Consider the following 17,626-nt stretch of genomic DNA (forward strand, 5'->3'; position numbering starts at 1 on the left):
TCTTGACTGACTCCTCAACTAAAACAGCTTCATTAACAACTGAGCAAATTTTAGGCTTATTGCCTCATCGATATCCATTTGCCTTAGTTGACCGTGTCATTGAATATGAGCCTGGTGTAAAGGCAGTTGCCATTAAGAATGTAACTCTTAATGAGCCACAGTTTCAGGGACATTTCCCTGATAAACCCTTAATGCCAGGTGTTTTAATTGTCGAAGCAATGGCTCAAGTAGGTGGTCTTATCGTGTCTACGATGAATGATGTTCCCAAAGGCCTTTTCGTCTTTGCAGGAATAGATGGAGTGAGGTTCCGTAGACCTGTCGTTCCAGGAGATCAACTGAAAATATATTGTGAGCTTTTGAGTATTAAAAGGAAGCGTTTTGGGAAGATTCGTGGAGAGGTCAAAGTAGATGATCAACTTGTATGTTCTGGCGAACTATTATTTTCGTTATTGAATTAAAAGTCATGAGTGTACAAAAATACCCTTCAGATCTAAAAATAAAAAACGAAATTAAGATTCACCCTTTGGCTGAGGTGTCTTCACAAGCTGAACTTGCCTCTGGAGTAGTTATTGGGCCAGGAGTGGTAATTGGCCCTGATGTTCAGATTGGAGAAGGTTCGGTTATTGGCCCAAATGTAGTCCTTGATGGGAAATTAACGATTGGTGCTTATAATCATTTCTTCCCTGGTGCTTGTATAGGTTTAGAACCTCAAGACTTAAAATATAAAGGAGCAAAGACTGAAGTTGTAATAGGAGATCGAAACACCTTTCGTGAGTGTGTAACTATTAATAGGGCAACTGAAGAAGGTGAAAAAACATTGATAGGCGATGGGAGCCTTTTAATGGCTTATTGTCATGTCGCACATAATTGTAAGATTGGGGATAGCGTTATCATGTCAAATAGTGTGCAGGTCGCTGGACACGTAGTTATTGAAGATAGAGCTGTAATAGGAGGGTGCGTAGGGATTCATCAATTTGTTCATATCGGATCTTTAGCAATGGTTGGAGGGATGACAAAAGTAGAACGAGATGTACCTCCTTACTGTTTAGTGGAGGGGAACCCTGGAAGAATGAGAAGTTTAAATCTTGTAGGTATTAGACGTAGTGGTCTAGAACGCCACAATAAAATTGAATTTAGGCAATTACAAGAAACTTGGAGATTACTTTATAGATCAGGACATGTTTTAAAGAGAGCATTAGAGTTGGCAAGAGAAACAAAATTACAACCTTCTTCTGAAAACCTTTGCTCATTTCTTGAGGCTTCTTCAGGAAAAGGTAGGCGAGGACCAATCCCTTTGGCAATTGTTAATAACTAATGCTGCGTTTGCTTATCAGTACAGGTGAAGTCTCAGGAGACTTGCAAGGTAGCCTTTTGATAAAGGCTTTGAAAAGTGAAGCTATTAAAAGAGGTATTGAATTAGAGATACTCGCTCTTGGCGGAAACAGAATGAGAGCTGCTGGTGCTGAACTGGTTGCTAATACCACTTCGATAGGTGCCATTGGTTTTTGGGAAGCCTTGCCATTTGTAATCCCTACCCTCAGAGTACAATCGTTGGTTGATGAGGTGTTAAAGAAAAGAGAGCCTGATGCAGTTGTCTTAATTGATTACATGGGCCCGAACATTCGTTTAGGTAATAAAATTAGGAAAATCAAATCCAACTCTCCCATCATTTATTACATTGCTCCTCAAGAGTGGGCTTGGCGTGTTGCTGACGGTGGTACTACAGATTTGATTGCCTTCAGTGACAAAATACTTGCAATTTTTAAATCAGAGGCTGAGTTTTATTCTGATCGAGGAGGAAAAGTTACCTGGGTTGGTCATCCGATGCTTGATACTTTGACAGATTTGCCTACAAGAAAAGAAGCGTTGAATCGCTTGGGGATTGGAATTGATAAGAAAGTTGTTTTACTTTTACCTGCTTCACGCTCTCAAGAATTAAAATATCTCATGCCAGTGTTAACTCAAGCAGCTGCTTTGCTTCAAATTGATGATCCTTCCTTATATTTTCTTGTTCCGGCTAGTTTAGACTCTTTTGAAAAACCTCTAAGAAAAATATTAGATTTTTATGGAGTTATTGGAGAAGTAATTCCAGCAAGCAAAACAGATGAATTAAAACCTTTTCTTTTTGCTGCGGCTGAACTAGCACTTGGAAAATCGGGCACTATTAATATGGAATTAGCTTTGAATTGCGTTCCTCAGGTTGTTGGTTATAAAATAAGTAGGATTACAGCATTTATTTTAAGTAAACTTTTAAAATTTAATATAGATTACATATCGCCTGTAAATTTATTAATGAAAGAAAGATTAGTCCCTGAATTGGTACAAGAAGATTTTAATGCCACATCAATTGCTGACTTGGCGTTACCTTTATTGGGAAATACAAGTTATCGTTCGGAGATGATTAAAAATTATGAAAGATTCAGAGAAAATCTTGGTAATAAAGGAGTTACAAAAAGAGCAGCAAATGAAATTATTAATTTAGCCATAAAGTAATCAATTATGAAAAGAATTGCTGAATTTTTAATTATAATTATTTTTTGCTTAATTATTTATCCATTCAGTGTGAATGCTCTTGAAGAAAGTGCGATCTTAGCAGGAGGATGTTTTTGGTGCTTGGAGCATGATTTAGAAGAAATACATGGAGTAATAGATGTGAATAGTGGCTATTCTGGAGGTGACTTAATTAATCCCACTTACCGAAATCATAAAGGCCATCAAGAAGTCGTGATGGTTAAATTTGATAATCAAATAATAACTTATGAGGCTCTCTTAAGATCTTATTTGAGGAATATAGATCCTTTAGATGGCAATGGTCAATTTTGTGATCGAGGAGATTCATATAAACCAATTATATTTACAAACTCTCCAACCCAAATAGATGCAGCTAAAAATAGTTTGGAAAAGGCTTCTAAAGAGATAGGTATATCCTTAGAAGAGCTTAAAGTAGAAATAAAAAAATCAAATAAGTTTTGGTTAGCTGAAGATTACCATCAGAATTTTGCCACAAATAATAAAGCTAAATATAAATTTTATCGATATAGTTGCGGAAGGGATAATCGATTAAAAGAAATTTGGGGAACAAAATCAGGTAGTATTGAACCTTGGTTTAGAGCTAAAGGTTAAAGATATAGCGAGGACTTATTAATGATATTCAAATGACTGATTATTTAATTTTTAATGGTATGTGGAATTGCTTTGTTGCAAGCCCATTCGACTAAAGTTCTTACTCCATATCCAGTTGCTCCTGAAGGATTTATTCCATTATCTTTATCTGTCCAACATGTTCCGGCAATATCAATATGGGCCCAAGGAATTGATTCAGTAACAAACTCTTTGAGGAAAAGGGCGGCTGTAATTGAACCGCCTGCTCTTGGCCCGGTGTTTTTAATGTCTGCAAGCATTGATTTAAGGCCTTTTCTGTAAGAATTTCGCATAGGCATTCTCCATAAGCCTTCACCTGTATGCTCTGCCGCTATTTCTAATTCTTTTGCTAATTCTTCACTCTCACTCCATAGGCCAGCAATCTCATCACCTAGAGCTATAACGCATGCGCCAGTTAGCGTGGCCAGATCAACTATTGAATCTGGTTCAAGTTTGCAAGCATATACAAGTGCATCTGCAAGAGTTAATCTTCCTTCAGCATCGGTATTGTTTACTTCAATAGTTTTTCCATTTGAGGCGGTGATTATATCTCCTGGGTGCAAAGCGGATCCATTTATCATGTTTTCACAAGCAGCAACAATAAAATGAACTTCTATATTCTCTGGGGCTAATTCTCCGATAGCTCTTGCTGCTCCTATGACGGCGGCACTCCCTCCCATGTCATATTTCATTTTTTCTATTTGAGCCGCACCTACCTTGAGGTTGTATCCACCAGAGTCAAAGGTTAAGCCTTTCCCAACCATTACGATCTTTTTTTGAGCAGGACTATTTGGCTTATAAGTAAGGTGAATAAACTTTGGTTCTAAATCAGATCCTTTTGCAACAGCTAGATAAGATCCCATTCCTTTTTCTGCACATTGCTTTCGATTAAGAATTTTTGCTTCTAATTTAAATTCTTTTGAAATTTCTAATGCTTGGTTAGCTAATTCACTGGGAGTAAGGATGTTAGGGGGGGCTCCTACTAATTCACGTGCTAATTCAACTCCAGCACAAATAGGTGATATTTGATTGATTAATGTATTTTCGATTTGAGGAAGACCAAGAAGTTCGATTTTTTCTGGACGCTTGATTTCTTCTGGATTACTGCGAAACCTTAGATCTTTAAAGGTTGAAAGTCTTATTGCTTCTCCAATCGCTTTTGCTGCGATTGAATAATCAATTACTTCCCAAGGATATATAAATCCAATCTTTTCTGAGCTTCCTAAACATTCTCTTGCAGCAATAGAAGTTGCTTGTCTTATCCCATCGGCTAAAAGTTTTTCAGGTTTACCTAGACCAATTATCACAAGCTTCATAAGTTTATCTTGGGTTAAGTTAAAGGAGCAGATTTCTCCTACTTCTCCTCCAAAATTTTGATCTTTCAGTACTTGCAGCAGATAGTCTTTTTCAATTACATCTGCCAGTAGCTCTAGCTGGGTCTCAATATCGCCATTTAATAGACCAAAAATAACTATAGAGCCATCCCAATTTTTGAGACTTATTGATTTTTGAGAGATTTGCATTTACTCATTGACCTTTTTCTTGATGTTACTCATATTTCTTAGCTAATTCCTGTAGTAAATGGCGTTTGCCAACGAGTCCTGGTTTCTTTGTTAAAGGGTGGAAGCCACCTTCGAATGAGTTTCTGCTCTAAAGCTCTTCTTTTAACTGTATCTCTTGGAACATCAGTCCAAAAGCGAATACTTAATTGGCAACTCATTGAGACTTCGTTAAGGATTGAAGAATAATTATTTAAATAAGATTTGCAATCGTGCTCTCCTTTCCAGCGTTGTTCTGCTGCAATTGTTTCGCCTATATATAAAATGATACTTTTTTCCTCTTTACTAAATTTGTCCATAACTAAGTAAACTGCTGGGCCTTCAAAGAATTTCTTTGGCCATCTCCAGAAATTAATTGGTAAAGGTGTAAGGCTTAATGGTTTAAAAGATTCCTCTTGATCTCTTTCATGGTTTTGAAAAAGAGATGTTTGATGATTTATTAGATCAAGATTTTGAAAACATTTCTTTTGGTGAGAGTAAATACGAGTTTGCCATTCTTGAATTGACTTCTTACTCAATGCTATAGATTGCTCTGAAAGCGAAGCTTCCCAAAAGAAATTACTTGAGCTAAAAAACTCACCTTGGCCTTGAAAAGAGCTCATTAATTAAAGCATCGTTGGTAAAAGAGATTTTTGAATCAATGTAGTGGTGATTTCCCTCTTCCGAAATAAAATGATTTTAGGCAAAATAAATACTAGAAAAACTATTTGTGAAAATGCAAAATAGTCTTTTCAGATTCTTGTATCGGTCCTTGTCAGGTCTGTTTATGAATTTGGTAAATTTTGAGGTAAGAAGAAGATGACCTTTTTTGAGTCTGAGATTGTTCAACAAGAGGCCAAAAGGCTTTTTATCGACTATCAGGATCTTATGAAACTGGGTTCTGACTATGGCAAGTTTGATCGAGAAGGTAAAAAAATGTTTATTTGCAATATGGAAGAACTAATGGAACGATATAAAGTTTTTATGAAGAGGTTTGAATTGTCTGAAGATTTTCAGGCAAAGATGACTGTTGAACAATTGAAAACGCAACTTAATCAATTTGGCATGACACCTGAACAAATGTTTGATCAGATGAATATGACTCTTGAACGGATGAGAGCACAATTAGAAGAGTCTTCTGATTGACTTGTATCTATACGTGCTGTAATTCCTTTTTAAAGAGTTTTTAATATGAATGACAAGCTAGATCATTTGCCAGAATGGCTAAATAGAGGAATCGTCGATCTATTCCCTTCAGAGAATACTGAAAGTAATGATCAAAATCTTTCTTTTAGACTTACTGAGGCCTTAACGACAAAAAACCCTTTGAGAGTAAAATTAGGAATTGACCCAACAGCTGCAGATATTCATTTAGGACACAGCATACTTTTTCGTAAATTAAGAGCTTTTCAGGATGCAGGACATACTGCTGTATTAATTATTGGAGACTTTACTGCTCAAATAGGAGATCCCACGGGAAAAAGCAAAACAAGAGTTCAATTAAGCCAAGACCAAGTTGAGTCAAATGCGGCAACTTACTTAGATCAATTAGGTTATGGAAAATCTAGAGATCAATCGATTTTAGATTTTGAAACACCTAATCGTTTAGAGATAAGACGAAATAGTGAATGGTTGTCAAACCTTGATTTGGTGGAAGTGGTTAACTTGTTAAGCGCAGCAACTGTCGGACAAATGCTTGCAAAAGAAGAGTTTGGTAATCGATATAAAGAAGGAACCCCAATTTCACTTCATGAGTTCCTTTATCCTTTGCTTCAAGGTTATGACTCTTTTGCTATTTCGTCTGATATCGAATTAGGTGGTACAGATCAGAAATTTAACGTCGCAATGGGACGAGACATACAACGAATTTTTAAAAAGAAGCCTCAATTTGGATTACTCCTTCCAATTCTAAATGGGATTGATGGAGAACAGAAGATGAGTAAAAGTTTAGGTAATACTGTTTCTTTAAAAGAAGATGCTCTTTCTATGTATTCTAAATTAGAAAAAATACCTGACACTCTTGTTGATAGCTACCTCAGACTATTGACTAATTTAGATGTAACTAAATTAGTCAATAGTCCAAGAGAATTACAGAAATTAATGGCATTAGAAATAACGTCTAATTTTCATGGAAGAAAAGCAGCTGAATCTGCTCAATTAGCTGCTCAGAAGCTCGTTAAAGGAGACAGAGATTCTTTATTAGAGATACCCTTACTTTCTTTGGCTAGTGTTAATTTCCCTGCAAAAGCTTTTTATTTGCTTAGTGCAGTGAATTTATGCGTGAGTAGTAGTGAGGCTAGACGGCAGATTCAAGGTGGAGGAGTTCGCCTTGATGGACAAAAAATCACTGATCCAAACACAGTGTTTGAGGATAAAAAACTGTTGATTGGCAAGGTTTTGCAATTAGGTAAAAAGACTTTTCGACGTCTTGCAGATTAATTTAAGGAATCAAATGTCAAATACTTCAAAATCTTCAGAGAAAATTATTTTAGCTTTAGATAGCATGGACCCGAATGATTCAATTAGGCTAGTCTCTTCTATTCCTTCATTGCGTTGGGTAAAAGTCGGACTTGAATTATTTGTCCATGGAGGACCCGAATTACTATATCTTCTAAGAGAACATGGTGTGAGAATTTTCCTTGACCTTAAGTTTCATGATATCCCTACCACTATGTCCAAGGCTTGTTGCCAAGCAGCAAGAAGTGGTGTTGATTTAATAACTGTGCATGCATGTGCTGGAAGTAAAGCGCTTGTTGCGGCAAAACAAGGAGCAATTAAGGGTGCTATGGAAAGGAATTTACCTGTACCAACTCTATTGGCGGTGACAGTCTTAACGAGTTGGAATGAGCAATCTTTTGCTAATGAACTGTTGATGAAACAATCAATTCATAAGAGAGTCGAATTAATGGCGCAATTAGCGGTGAGTGCAGGGATGGGAGGTTGTATATGTTCCCCTTTGGAAGTCGCTAAATTACGTCAGAAGCACCCTGATCCTTTTCAGTTAATTACTCCAGGTATTCGGCTCTCAGGTGACTCTTCCCATGATCAAATGAGAACTATGACCCCATTAGAAGCAGTCGAGGCTGGAGCCTCAAAGCTAGTTGTGGGAAGGTCCATCACAGAGGCTAAAAGTCCTTTTGATGCTTTTCATAAAATTTGTGAGGAGTTGACGCCTTACTCTTAACGGGATTCTCCTATCTTTGGTTCATTGCCTTTTATCAGCCTCTGGATATTAGTTCTGTGCCTCCATATAACTAATACCATAGATATTAAGGCAACTAATAAGTAGGTATATGAAATATTATCTTTACTGAAACTTAAAAACATAAGAATAGGAAGGCTAATAGAAGCACAAATGCTTGCTAGAGAAACTATTTTCGTCAACCCTAGACATGCAAGAAAAATCCCTAATGATGCAAGTGCAACAGGCCATGATAATCCTAGGAATAAACCTAAGCCAGTTGCTACCGCTTTACCACCTCTCCAGTTCAACCATACAGGCCAGATATGCCCGGCCAATGAAAATAAGCCAGCACTAATTTCCCAACCACTATCAAGTTGAAAAGATTTAACTATCAAAACGGCTATCATTCCTTTGAAAACGTCAACTAAAAAAACAACTACTGCAGCTTTTTTTCCAATATGTCTTAGAACATTGGTTGCCCCTGTAGAGCCTGAGCCGATTTCTCTTAAATCAATATTTAAAAGCCATTTACCTGCTAGGAACCCACTAGGCAGTGAACCAAGAAAATAGCCAATAATTAAGCATATAATTCCTACTAAAATATTTTTGTCAATCATTTAGATGAAATCCTCTTCTTCATAAAGTTCTTCTGCAGTTGCAGCAAAAGCTAACCATATAGGAAATTGAAGTATGGGTATATCAACTATTTTCTCTGCCGCATCAATAATGATCAAAGGTACTTCATCTCTTTCTTCTAGTCTATCTGCTTTTTCAATTAAACCATCACCTCTTTCGAACAGCATTATCCCACTATTTGGCCCGAAATCTTCTCGCGCAAGACCAAGTGCATCTTGAAGGCCTCTTCTCCATTCACCTAATCGCTCTGGTTGACTTGCTAAAACAAGAGTTTGGAAACGGTCTCCATATAACTCGCCAAGAATTGATATCAAAGCTGCAGTCACAAGTACATTCTTAGATCTATTCCCTCTGCTTGGTTGGGCACCTCTTCCTCCTAGATTAAAGAACCAGTCTGAAAGGAGATTTATATCTTTAGGGTCTAAACTTCTTCGGAACTTCCATGGATCTGCATAAAAATCAGGTTGATCTAAAAATTGGTCTAAATAATTTCGGATTAACTCTTCATCAGGTTTAAAGGTATCTGCTATTGCAGGAGTGATCTCTGTAATTTCGTCACTTGTTGTCTTAGTAGTTTCATCAAGAGGCGATGGTTTTAAAACAACTGGTTGAACAACAAGTTCTAATTGTTCTGCAGATTGAGCCAAGTCTTGAAAGGCACCAGTTAAATAATCTTGAAAACCTTTTAGCCTTCTTGCAATTGCATCTGATTGACCAATGAAAGAGCTTTGTAATTCCTTCTCAATTTGAGACTTGCGCTCAGTAAGCTCTTTCACCTCCTCTTTAAGAATGTCTCGATTCTTTTTGATTTCTTCTAATGCTATGGAAACAATAGAAGTAATCTTTTGCTCTGATTGATTTCCTTTATTAGATATAGCAATAGTTGATGAATTTTGATTATTTTTTTTTATTGGTTCAACAATTTGCTCAACTTCAGACTTATTAGTCTTTATTACTTCTTCCTCGGAGCTCGTTTTTGAAACATTTTTCTGAGTTTCAGGTGGGTTTGTTTCTTTCATTAACTTTTTTTAATTTCTAATTCCCCAACTCTTAGTTTCAATTGTGCTTCAAGTTCTTTGGGGTTAAAAAGGATAGGAAGCAGATGAGGACTAGCTTCCTCTCTGAAGTAAAAAAAACCTGGAATAGTTGGGAAAATAAGTTTCCATGCAAGCCAATTTTTGAATGGGAATCTCCTTAATTCTTTCCCTAATTGTAAAACAACTAAATCTTCTTTAGTAAATTTCAACTTAAGAGTGAAAGATTGTAAGAGGAGGAAAAGTCCGAAACTACTAATTAAGATTGTTGGCAAGGGACTAAATGGAAGGACTAGAAGTATGGCTCCAAAACCAGTAATGATTAAGGGCAATTTAAATGAAGAAGATAAAATAATTTCTTCGTTGGAATTTAACTGCAGTTCTTGATTCATTATCCGAATAAGACTTGGGTTAGTAATACATCCATTAAAGAGACGGTGACAAGTGTCATTACTACTGCACCAGTAGTACTTGTGCCGACTTCTTTAGGCCCACCTCTAGTAGTTAAGCCCCAACCGCAGGCTATTACACCAATTTGCAAACCAAAGACAAGCGCTTTTACTAGCATGAATGGAATATCACTGAGAATCAACCATTCACGAACTGAAGTCCAGAAAACTTCGGGTGGAATTTGATAAAGTGCTGTACTACTTGCTTGTCCACTCCAAAGAGCCACTGTGAAAAACAAAAGGCATTGAATGGGTGCCATTATTATCATTGCTATTAATCTAGGTACAACAAGATATTCGACTGGATCTGTTTTTAACATCGTTATCGCGTCAATTTGTTCAGTTACTTTCATGGTCCCTAATTGAGCTGCATAGGCTGTAGCAACTTTCCCAGTTAAAAGAGTTGCTGTAAGCAAAGGCGCGATTTCTCTTGCCATTCCGATTGCTAATAATCCTCCAACTTCTGACCCGATTCCTTGGCTACTAAGCTCTGCAGCAACTTGAATGTTAAACACAGTACCTGCGGCAACAGCTGTGATTAATACAATTAAGAAGCTTCCTGGTCCTGCTTCCATTAGTTGTTCCGATAAATCTGTGCGATTTATTTTCCCTTTTGCTGTTGCATTAACTGCTTGACCACCTATTAGAAGACTATTCCAAAGCCTTTTTAGCCATCTAGGAATATTCATGAACTAAATGTTTGTTGTGTTTTTTTTCGATCAACCCAGTCTCTCATTAATAAAAGACCCAGTGTAATAAGTACTGAAGGAATTAAACCCATGCAAATTCTTATTGTTGTAATTGCACTGTTGGGTTGGCTTAAACAATCAGGCAACTCCATGCATTGATTGTTAGATTGATACCCAGCAAATGTAAGAAGGAGTCCAAGTACCTGAACGCTAAGTCCGATGCCAATTTTCTGAATTAAAACCATCCATGCTGTATAGATACCTGCGGGTTTCTCTGGATCAGAATCTATGGCATCTGGTAATAAAGACCAGGGGATTAAATATGCTGTAGAGGCTCCAAATCCTATTAATATTATAGTTAATAAAAGAAAGAACATTTTCAGGGAATTTATATTATTTATATCCAGTAATTGAGATAAACTAACCCCGTAAGAAAGAGGAGGCAAAATAATAGAAGCTAGACATGCAATAATCCATAAAATCGCACCACCATATAAAGCTTTAACTCGTCCATAATTATTTGAATAAAGACTCCAAAACTGAAGTCCTAATAGAGCACTTATTTGAAAAGGTATTGGTATCCATTTGGATATTTCTTCAGGTACTTTCATTACTTGTTCTAGGTATATAATTGAAACAGTTTGCATTAACTGTAAACTCACCCATAAAAGAAGATATAGGCAAATAATCTTAATAAAAATCTTGTTTCTAATAATTCTATTTAATTGAACCTTAAAAGGTTCAGATTTGCCTGCAGGTCTTCTAGCTTTCTTTGCGTAAGGAGCTAATCCCCAAGATGAAATTAAGGTCGTTAAGGTAGCAATTGAGCCTGTAATTCGTCCCATTAAAACATAACCACCATTTCCAGAAGATAGAAGCCAAGCTGCAACAATAAGCCCGCTTAAACCTGCTAGTATTGAACCAGTAAATCTTGCAGCATTGAGGCGAGTCCTTATATTTGTTTCTTCTGTTAATTCAGTAGAAAGTGCCGAAAAAGGGAGATTTACACTTGTATATGCCGTCATTAGCAGAATAGTTATCCCTACGTAATACAAAGTTTTTTCAGAAGTATTACCATGAGGAATCCACCAAACAGCCGCAAGGCTTAGACCCAATGGAGTAGCGCCTGCGATCATCCATGGGAGTCGAGGTCCCCATCTTGATTTTGTGTGATCGCTAAGCCAGCCAATTATTGGATCATTGAATGCGTCCCAAACTTTTATAACCATTAATAAAGAACCAGCTACAAATGCTGGTAATCCGGCTGCTCCAGTAAAAAAAGGAAAGAGGTAAAAACCCAGTTGAGTTGCAGCTAATCCTGTCCCAGCGTCACCTAAGCCATAGGAGAACATTAACCTCCTTCTGGAACCCTTATTTGGAAATTTTGATTTAGATATTGTCAATCTCTTGTTTTGGGGGCTCCGGGTAATAATGTATAAGTAATTAGCTTAAGACTTTAAACTAACGAGTTTTTGTCTTTGAGTTAATACGCGGGCGTAGTTTAGTGGTAAAACCTCAGCCTTCCAAGCTGATGATGCGGGTTCGATTCCCGCCGCCCGCTTTGTTTGATATTTACATTTTTATTTTTTGGAAATAATCATTTGAAATCATTAAAACCATGCTTCTATTTTCAAGAGAAATATCTTTTTGATTTAGTTCTGGATTATTTGAAAGTTTTTGCTTAGATACTTCTGATGTATCTAAGACCTTTATCCATTTTGAAGTCGGTTTTGGCAATTCAAAAACCATTGATTGGCTGTAAGCATTGAGTCCTATCCAAGCCGCAGCACCACTTTTCCCTATGTTGATGCTATAGCTAATAGTGTGTGACCAGCTCCCCCAATCTGGTTTGCCTAATTCGATTCCGTGCCATTCAATCCAAGTCTCTTCATCTTGCTGAATGTCAGACAGACCTAATTCAGGGCTGAAAAAACCAGGGAGACTTTTTCTAATTGAAAGTAGATTTTTTAGATATTGACTTAAATCTTTATCGCAACTTCTTGTGTCCCAAATCATCCATCCAAGAGGACTATTTTGACACCAAGCATTATTGTTTCCTCCTTGACTTCTTCCAACTTCGTCACCCATGGAAATCATGGGAACACCTTGTGATAACAATAAAGTTGATAATAAGTTTCTTTGTTGTTTTTTTCTTAATTTAGTTAAGCTAATATCAGAGCATGGACCTTCTATCCCATGATTCCAATTGTTATTGTGATTATCACCATCTCGATTATTTTCTCCATTAGCTAAATTATGCTTATAACTGAAACTTACTAAATCATTAAGAGTATAACCATCATGTGCAGTTATAAAATTGATAGATTTCTTGTTTGAATTTTCCTTATCTTTATAAAGATTGGGACTTCCTTGTAGGTGATCTTTTAGTTCCCAGGCACAGTCTTTATCTCCTTTCCAGAATTTTCTTACATTATCTCTAAAATGACCATTCCATGTACTTATTCGTTTCGCAGGAAAATCAGCTAAGCGATATAAGCCTCCACAATCCCATGGCTCACTTATTAATTTGAGTTCGCTAAGTATTGGGTCAGATTCAATCTCTTGAAAAATTGGAGGGTTATCTAGAGGTTTAAGACTTTCCCCCCTGCTTAAGGCAATACCTAAATCAAAACGAAAACCATCAACTCCTAATTCCTGAGCCCAGCATCGTAATGACTCTAGAATTAAATGTCGCGTAAGAGGATGATTTGCGGCGATAGTATTACCGCAACCACTTACATCTAAAAAACCTTTTTTCTTATTTTTATGATAATAAACAGATTCTCCAAAACCTTTCCAGCTAATAGTGGGACCATTTTCGTTCCCTTCAGCTGTATGGTTATAAACAACATCTAAAATCACTTCTAACTGTTCATCATGGCAGGCAGATACAAATTTCCTAAATTGATCTCTTCCGCTTAATTCACTGCTTTTAGATATATAACTCTCATGCGGAGTAAACCAATTTAATGGACTATATCCCCAATAATTGGATACTCCAAAAGGTGCTTCATAAGGGTTGAAGGCAAAAACCGGAAGAAGTTCAATAGTCGTTACACCAAGATCTTTTAAGTAAGGTATTTTGTCAATTAACCCTAGGAAAGTTCCTTTCTCTAATGGATTAACTCCTGAATCAATTTGAGAGGTGAAACCTCCTACATGTAATTCATATATGGTTGTTTTGTTCCAGGCATGTCTTGGTCGAGGATGATCTTCAAAGTTGAATTGTTCTCTTTCACAAACGACTGATTTTAAAGATTGTTTCGTATTTAACTGCCTGAGAGCTTCCCAGCCTTGGATTTGCCTTGAACATGGATCAAGCAAATAAATGCTATTAGATGGGCTTCCTGAGCTTATAGATCTAGTTTCGAGGACTCTGTAGCAATAGCAGCATCCATTAGACAATCCTTTTACTTCAACGTGCCAATAATCTCCTGATTGGTTGTTTTTATCCAGTCGAATAATTTGGGATGGTTCTTTATCTTTGTGATTGGAAAATATAAGAAGCTCTATTTTCTGAGCTTCTGGAGCTGCTACAGAAAAATTTACCCCTCGCTTTGTAACGGTGCTGCCTAACGGCCAAGAATTTCCTAGATAATTTTTGCTCACTGGAAAAATGCCTTCAGAGCAGTAAGCATTACTTCTAAATTAGTTCCTTGAATTAGTTAATGAAGTAAATAGCTTTTAATCCCTCACCAGATTCTTTGGATTTTTGTTGAGTCGGACCTTTTTTTAAGGTGGAAATAGCTTAAAAGATGTCCAAATAATTTGAAATGTGCTGTTCTGCAAACGTTTGTTAATTACATTAAAGATTTTTAAGGAATTTTTTTGAACTTTTTCAAGTTTTCTTTTTTTTTGAAAAAAGAAAATGAATAATTCTTTTCTTAGACTTGAATATTCCTTCTAACTCATTGCTAAAACTAGGTTTTTTATTTAATCCGGATATCTTTAAATAGTATTTGCATTTCGTTTAAGGGACCTTTTTTGAACTTTTTTACCTGTTCAAATGTTTCTTTCTTTGGATAAAGCATTGCGCCACAGGGTCTTTCGGTTGCCGGCATGCGTTTGCTTCCATACGATTAGCCCGATTGAGATTTTTGCAACTAAAGCCTTGTTTGGTTTTAGCCGCCAATATTCTCTGCTACATCCCCTCTTTTAAATGAACAAAGCAGATCTTGTAAATCTTGTTGCAGCTCGTACAGAGCTAACCAAGACAGACGTGTCACTTGTGGTTGATGCCGCAATAGATACCATTATTGAATCTGTTGTGGAGGGCAAGAAGGTCTCCATTCTAGGATTTGGTTCTTTCGAACCGCGTGATCGCTCAGCTCGTCAGGGATTAAATCCCAAGACAGGCGAGAAAATTAAAATTCCGGCTAAGCGAGTTCCTGCTTTTACAGCTGGAAAAATGTTTAAAGATCGAGTACAAGGTTGATTTTAAGAGTCTTAATTTGATCTTCGACTTAGGGATTCTGTTAATTCAGGATCCCTTTTGATTTATGGGTGATTTAATCCCTCTCCCTGAAGAGCTTTTTCGTTCTTTCAAAGTAGGAAAGAAACTTAGTGAAATGGAATATTGTGGAAGTTTTTTATCTACACCTTCAGGTCCGTCACATCTTCGGAATATTCTCACAGCACTGATGCCTTGGTTATTCGTAAGATTGAATGGAGGTAAATGGTTCTTGAGATTTGATTATCTTGATATCCCTAGACATCGAAAGTGGGCTTTGGAAAAATTTTTGGATGAATTAACATGGTTTGGATTAGAATTGTTTGAGAAAATTATTTGCCAAAGAAAAAGAATAGATATTTACAACTCTGTTTTAGAGGCTTTAAAAAGTGCAAACAAAATAAATCCATGCAGAGGCTCCCAAAAAAACTAATAAATCTTTCTTTAGATAAAACTTATAAAATTATTTATCCGGGAAAATGTAGAGATTTAAAGTTAAGATGGGAGAAAAAAATGAGCGACTTCCTATCTTGAAAATTCAGGTGATTAGCTTTTTAGCAACTTCACTTGAACTTGTGAAAAAGTCAAACTTTAAAATAATGAATCAAATAAAGCAAAAGAGCGATTTATTTGAAAATTCCTTTATAGCTATTAAGAGTTAGATTAAATGCATTTTAATCTTAAACTAAAAATTAATAAGCATAAGATTAGATTTTTAATAACCTTGTTAATTAGCATTTATTTATTTGATATAAAAATAAATGCTTTGCCTAATAAAAGTTATATCCTTAGTATTGTAGACCTCTGCTTTTCTTCTAAAATGAAGAAAGATTGCATAAAGGCATTAATAGAATTAGAAGGTCTTCAAATAAAAAAGGCTGAGCTTGGAGAATACTCATGTAATACTAGAATATTGGCATTACAATCAGATTTGATAATGATTTTACATGATTTAGAGAAGAGAAGAGTCTCAAAAAAGATGATTAGGGAAGTTAAAAAGTTTTGTTTTTGATTTTGGGAAAATACTTTTTACTATTATCTAAATTCAGATTCCTTTAAGGATGAGTTAGGGTTTTCATTGCATTAAGTCCTGGGCTCACATTAAAACCTATAACTTTATAAAGGTTCATCTTATATTTAAGTGATAATTAACTTTATTGCTTTTACGAAAAAGTATGGCATCTCAAAAAAATGATGATAAGAAGTCAAGCAAAAGGAGGTCTGCTAAAGATAAATCCTTTGCTAATTCAGCAGATCAAGGACGAGAACAAGAGGTACTTTTAAATTTGCCAGCAGGCTTGAAATATAGAATGCCTGGTCAAAGGCAAAGAGTTATCGTTGGATCGATTGTTATAGCTTTAAATGTTCTTCTTGTTCTTAGTGTAATCCTTTATTTTTATAACCCTGCTTTTCAGGAATTTATCTATAACGTTGGCAGGGAATGATTTATATCTGTTTTAGTGGATTTCTTTATAACTGAAATTAGACAAAAAAAAGCCCTGCCTAAGCAGGGCTTTTTTGAGTCAAACGGGCGTCTTTCCTAGTTTCGACTCCGCAGACTCAACTCCTCACAAATATATTATGAGTGCTTTTTTTGTTAAGCCCGCTAAGAAGAGGCAACTAACCTAACTGGCACAGTGACAGTTGAGGAGACTTCTTTGTTTTTTGATGAAGTTTCTATAATTTTTTCAATTTACCACTCCTAAGGTGGTTCTATGGATCACAAGTTACCGGACTAAGTTTTTATGTCTTCTATGCCTGAGAACAATCCAGTTTCAGATCATGATCCACTTCAGAGAAAAACCACTTTAAAATGGGGAGCAGATGGAGAGCTTTCTGCTATTGATATGGCAAGAATTATTGCAAAACTAGATAACACTAGCCTAACTGAATGTGATTTATAGTCGTCATAAGATCTAGGGTTGTACGGTATAGATCATTCTTTGGAAATAAATATTGATTAATTTTGCTAGTACCTACATATTATAATTAATAGGTAGAAATTTTAGAAACATGAAAGCTATAGGGTTAGTTTCTGTTTTGGCAGTAATGATTTTCAGCATTATTTTCTATTACTTTAGTGGATACAAATCAGCGTTTGAAGCGGATCAAGAATGTCATTCCATATTAAATACTGAATATTCAGAAAAATTGGAATATGGATGTGATCATGATCTTGAGACAAGGCAGTGGCTTCTTTTTGAGAAGGGTTTTGAGAATCAACCAGCAATTGTAATCAAGCGCTTTCGGTATTAAGTTTTTTTAGTTGGTGCTTTTAAAAATACGTTCTTTTATAATTGAGAATGATTGAATTCCCAGAACTGTGAAAAGTAACCCACTTATGGAAAATGTAGATAATTGACCTAAAGAACCTTCTGTATATAAGTTCCTCTGGAGGAAGGCATAATCTATAAGTGAACCTATACTTCCCCAAATAACTATTAGGCAAGATACATATAAAATACCTAGTAGAATGTCTTTCTTCATCTTTAGGAATGAATGTTT

At 36.1% G+C, this 17,626-nt stretch carries 21 protein-coding genes and 1 tRNA gene; 13 read left to right on the forward strand and 9 right to left on the reverse strand.

Annotated elements, in window-relative coordinates; genetic code table 11:
• Positions 1–2: 2 nt before the first annotated feature.
• From fabZ to msrA, 4 genes are all read left to right on the forward strand, one after another.
• On the forward strand, positions 3–458 hold the full coding sequence (fabZ, locus tag SOI85_RS08715) for a 3-hydroxyacyl-ACP dehydratase FabZ (RefSeq protein ID WP_320664000.1): 456 nt from the start codon (positions 3–5) through the stop codon (positions 456–458).
• 5 nt (positions 459–463) lie between these two features.
• Complete coding sequence (lpxA, locus tag SOI85_RS08720; RefSeq protein ID WP_320664001.1) at positions 464–1,315, forward strand: acyl-ACP--UDP-N-acetylglucosamine O-acyltransferase; 852 nt, start codon at positions 464–466, stop codon at positions 1,313–1,315.
• Entirely contained in the window at positions 1,315–2,493 is a 1,179-nt protein-coding gene (lpxB, locus tag SOI85_RS08725; protein ID WP_320664002.1) for a lipid-A-disaccharide synthase, read from the forward strand. Before lpxA ends, lpxB begins: the two co-directional genes overlap by 1 nt.
• A 69-nt stretch (positions 2,494–2,562) precedes the next feature.
• Complete coding sequence (msrA, locus tag SOI85_RS08730) at positions 2,563–3,123, forward strand: peptide-methionine (S)-S-oxide reductase MsrA (protein ID WP_414477789.1); 561 nt, start codon at positions 2,563–2,565, stop codon at positions 3,121–3,123.
• Positions 3,124–3,167: 44 nt separating this feature from the next.
• Here the strand turns inward: msrA and SOI85_RS08735 are convergent, their stop codons facing one another.
• Together SOI85_RS08735 and SOI85_RS08740 are read right to left on the reverse strand one after the other, a co-directional pair.
• The gene (locus SOI85_RS08735) at positions 3,168–4,664 is read right to left on the reverse strand and encodes a leucyl aminopeptidase (protein ID WP_320664004.1); all 1,497 of its coding nucleotides are present in this window, start codon (positions 4,662–4,664) and stop codon (positions 3,168–3,170) included.
• A gap of 38 nt (positions 4,665–4,702) precedes the next feature.
• Positions 4,703–5,302 carry a GIY-YIG nuclease family protein gene (locus SOI85_RS08740; protein ID WP_320664005.1) on the reverse strand — a complete coding sequence of 200 codons (600 nt, stop codon included), beginning with the start codon at positions 5,300–5,302 and terminating at the stop codon, positions 4,703–4,705.
• Between the two features lie 196 nt (positions 5,303–5,498).
• Between SOI85_RS08740 and SOI85_RS08745 the strand changes: the two genes are divergently transcribed.
• The 3 genes from SOI85_RS08745 to pyrF are packed head-to-tail and all read left to right on the forward strand — an operon-like array spanning position 5,499 to position 7,863.
• Positions 5,499–5,825 carry a DUF1825 family protein gene (locus SOI85_RS08745; RefSeq protein ID WP_320664006.1) on the forward strand — a complete coding sequence of 109 codons (327 nt, stop codon included), beginning with the start codon at positions 5,499–5,501 and terminating at the stop codon, positions 5,823–5,825.
• Between the two features lie 45 nt (positions 5,826–5,870).
• Positions 5,871–7,118 carry a tyrosine--tRNA ligase gene (gene tyrS, locus SOI85_RS08750; RefSeq protein ID WP_320664007.1) on the forward strand — a complete coding sequence of 416 codons (1,248 nt, stop codon included), beginning with the start codon at positions 5,871–5,873 and terminating at the stop codon, positions 7,116–7,118.
• Between the two features lie 13 nt (positions 7,119–7,131).
• Entirely contained in the window at positions 7,132–7,863 is a 732-nt protein-coding gene (pyrF, locus tag SOI85_RS08755) for an orotidine-5'-phosphate decarboxylase (RefSeq protein WP_320664008.1), read from the forward strand.
• Here the strand turns inward: pyrF and plsY are convergent.
• The 5 genes from plsY to SOI85_RS08780 are packed head-to-tail and all read right to left on the reverse strand — an operon-like array spanning position 7,860 to position 12,023.
• Positions 7,860–8,480: a glycerol-3-phosphate 1-O-acyltransferase PlsY gene (gene plsY, locus SOI85_RS08760; protein ID WP_320664009.1), complete on the reverse strand. Its 621-nt coding sequence runs from the start codon at positions 8,478–8,480 to the stop codon at positions 7,860–7,862. The two genes, pyrF and plsY, sit on opposite strands and share 4 nt — an antisense overlap.
• A complete protein-coding gene (locus tag SOI85_RS08765; protein ID WP_320664010.1) occupies positions 8,481–9,518 on the reverse strand; it encodes a DUF3086 domain-containing protein in 1,038 nt (345 codons plus the stop codon).
• Entirely contained in the window at positions 9,518–9,925 is a 408-nt protein-coding gene (locus SOI85_RS08770) for a DUF3119 family protein (protein ID WP_320664011.1), read from the reverse strand. The genes SOI85_RS08765 and SOI85_RS08770 overlap by 1 nt, the downstream gene beginning before the upstream one ends.
• Positions 9,925–10,671 carry an ABC transporter permease gene (locus SOI85_RS08775; protein WP_320664012.1) on the reverse strand — a complete coding sequence of 249 codons (747 nt, stop codon included), beginning with the start codon at positions 10,669–10,671 and terminating at the stop codon, positions 9,925–9,927. Before SOI85_RS08775 ends, SOI85_RS08770 begins: the two co-directional genes overlap by 1 nt.
• Positions 10,668–12,023, reverse strand: a complete 1,356-nt coding sequence (locus tag SOI85_RS08780; protein ID WP_320664013.1) for an MFS transporter — start codon at positions 12,021–12,023, stop codon at positions 10,668–10,670. Before SOI85_RS08780 ends, SOI85_RS08775 begins: the two co-directional genes overlap by 4 nt.
• A gap of 138 nt (positions 12,024–12,161) precedes the next feature.
• Here SOI85_RS08780 and SOI85_RS08785 point away from each other — a divergent pair.
• Positions 12,162–12,232, forward strand: a tRNA-Gly gene (locus SOI85_RS08785).
• Positions 12,233–12,243: 11 nt separating this feature from the next.
• Here SOI85_RS08785 and SOI85_RS08790 read toward each other — a convergent pair.
• Entirely contained in the window at positions 12,244–14,280 is a 2,037-nt protein-coding gene (locus tag SOI85_RS08790) for an isoamylase (protein ID WP_320664014.1), read from the reverse strand.
• Positions 14,281–14,830: 550 nt separating this feature from the next.
• Here SOI85_RS08790 and SOI85_RS08795 point away from each other — a divergent pair.
• From SOI85_RS08795 to SOI85_RS08815, 5 genes are all read left to right on the forward strand, one after another.
• Complete coding sequence (locus SOI85_RS08795; RefSeq protein ID WP_320664015.1) at positions 14,831–15,106, forward strand: HU family DNA-binding protein; 276 nt, start codon at positions 14,831–14,833, stop codon at positions 15,104–15,106.
• A gap of 64 nt (positions 15,107–15,170) precedes the next feature.
• Positions 15,171–15,554 (forward strand): glutamate--tRNA ligase family protein, encoded by a 384-nt coding sequence (locus tag SOI85_RS08800; protein ID WP_320664016.1) that lies wholly within the window; start codon positions 15,171–15,173, stop codon positions 15,552–15,554.
• 742 nt (positions 15,555–16,296) lie between these two features.
• Entirely contained in the window at positions 16,297–16,566 is a 270-nt protein-coding gene (locus SOI85_RS08805; protein WP_320664017.1) for a hypothetical protein, read from the forward strand.
• A gap of 300 nt (positions 16,567–16,866) precedes the next feature.
• Positions 16,867–17,025, forward strand: a complete 159-nt coding sequence (locus SOI85_RS08810) for a hypothetical protein (protein WP_320664018.1) — start codon at positions 16,867–16,869, stop codon at positions 17,023–17,025.
• A 109-nt stretch (positions 17,026–17,134) separates the two neighbouring features.
• On the forward strand, positions 17,135–17,377 hold the full coding sequence (locus SOI85_RS08815; RefSeq protein WP_320664019.1) for a hypothetical protein: 243 nt from the start codon (positions 17,135–17,137) through the stop codon (positions 17,375–17,377).
• A 6-nt stretch (positions 17,378–17,383) separates the two neighbouring features.
• On the opposite strand, the gene SOI85_RS08820 is transcribed toward SOI85_RS08815, so the two are convergent.
• The gene (locus tag SOI85_RS08820; RefSeq protein WP_320664020.1) at positions 17,384–17,608 is read right to left on the reverse strand and encodes a hypothetical protein; all 225 of its coding nucleotides are present in this window, start codon (positions 17,606–17,608) and stop codon (positions 17,384–17,386) included.
• Between the last annotated feature and the right edge of the window lie 18 nt (positions 17,609–17,626).

This window comes from Prochlorococcus sp. MIT 1223 (assembly GCF_034092465.1).
Taxonomy (GTDB): Bacteria; Cyanobacteriota; Cyanobacteriia; order PCC-6307; family Cyanobiaceae; genus AG-402-N21.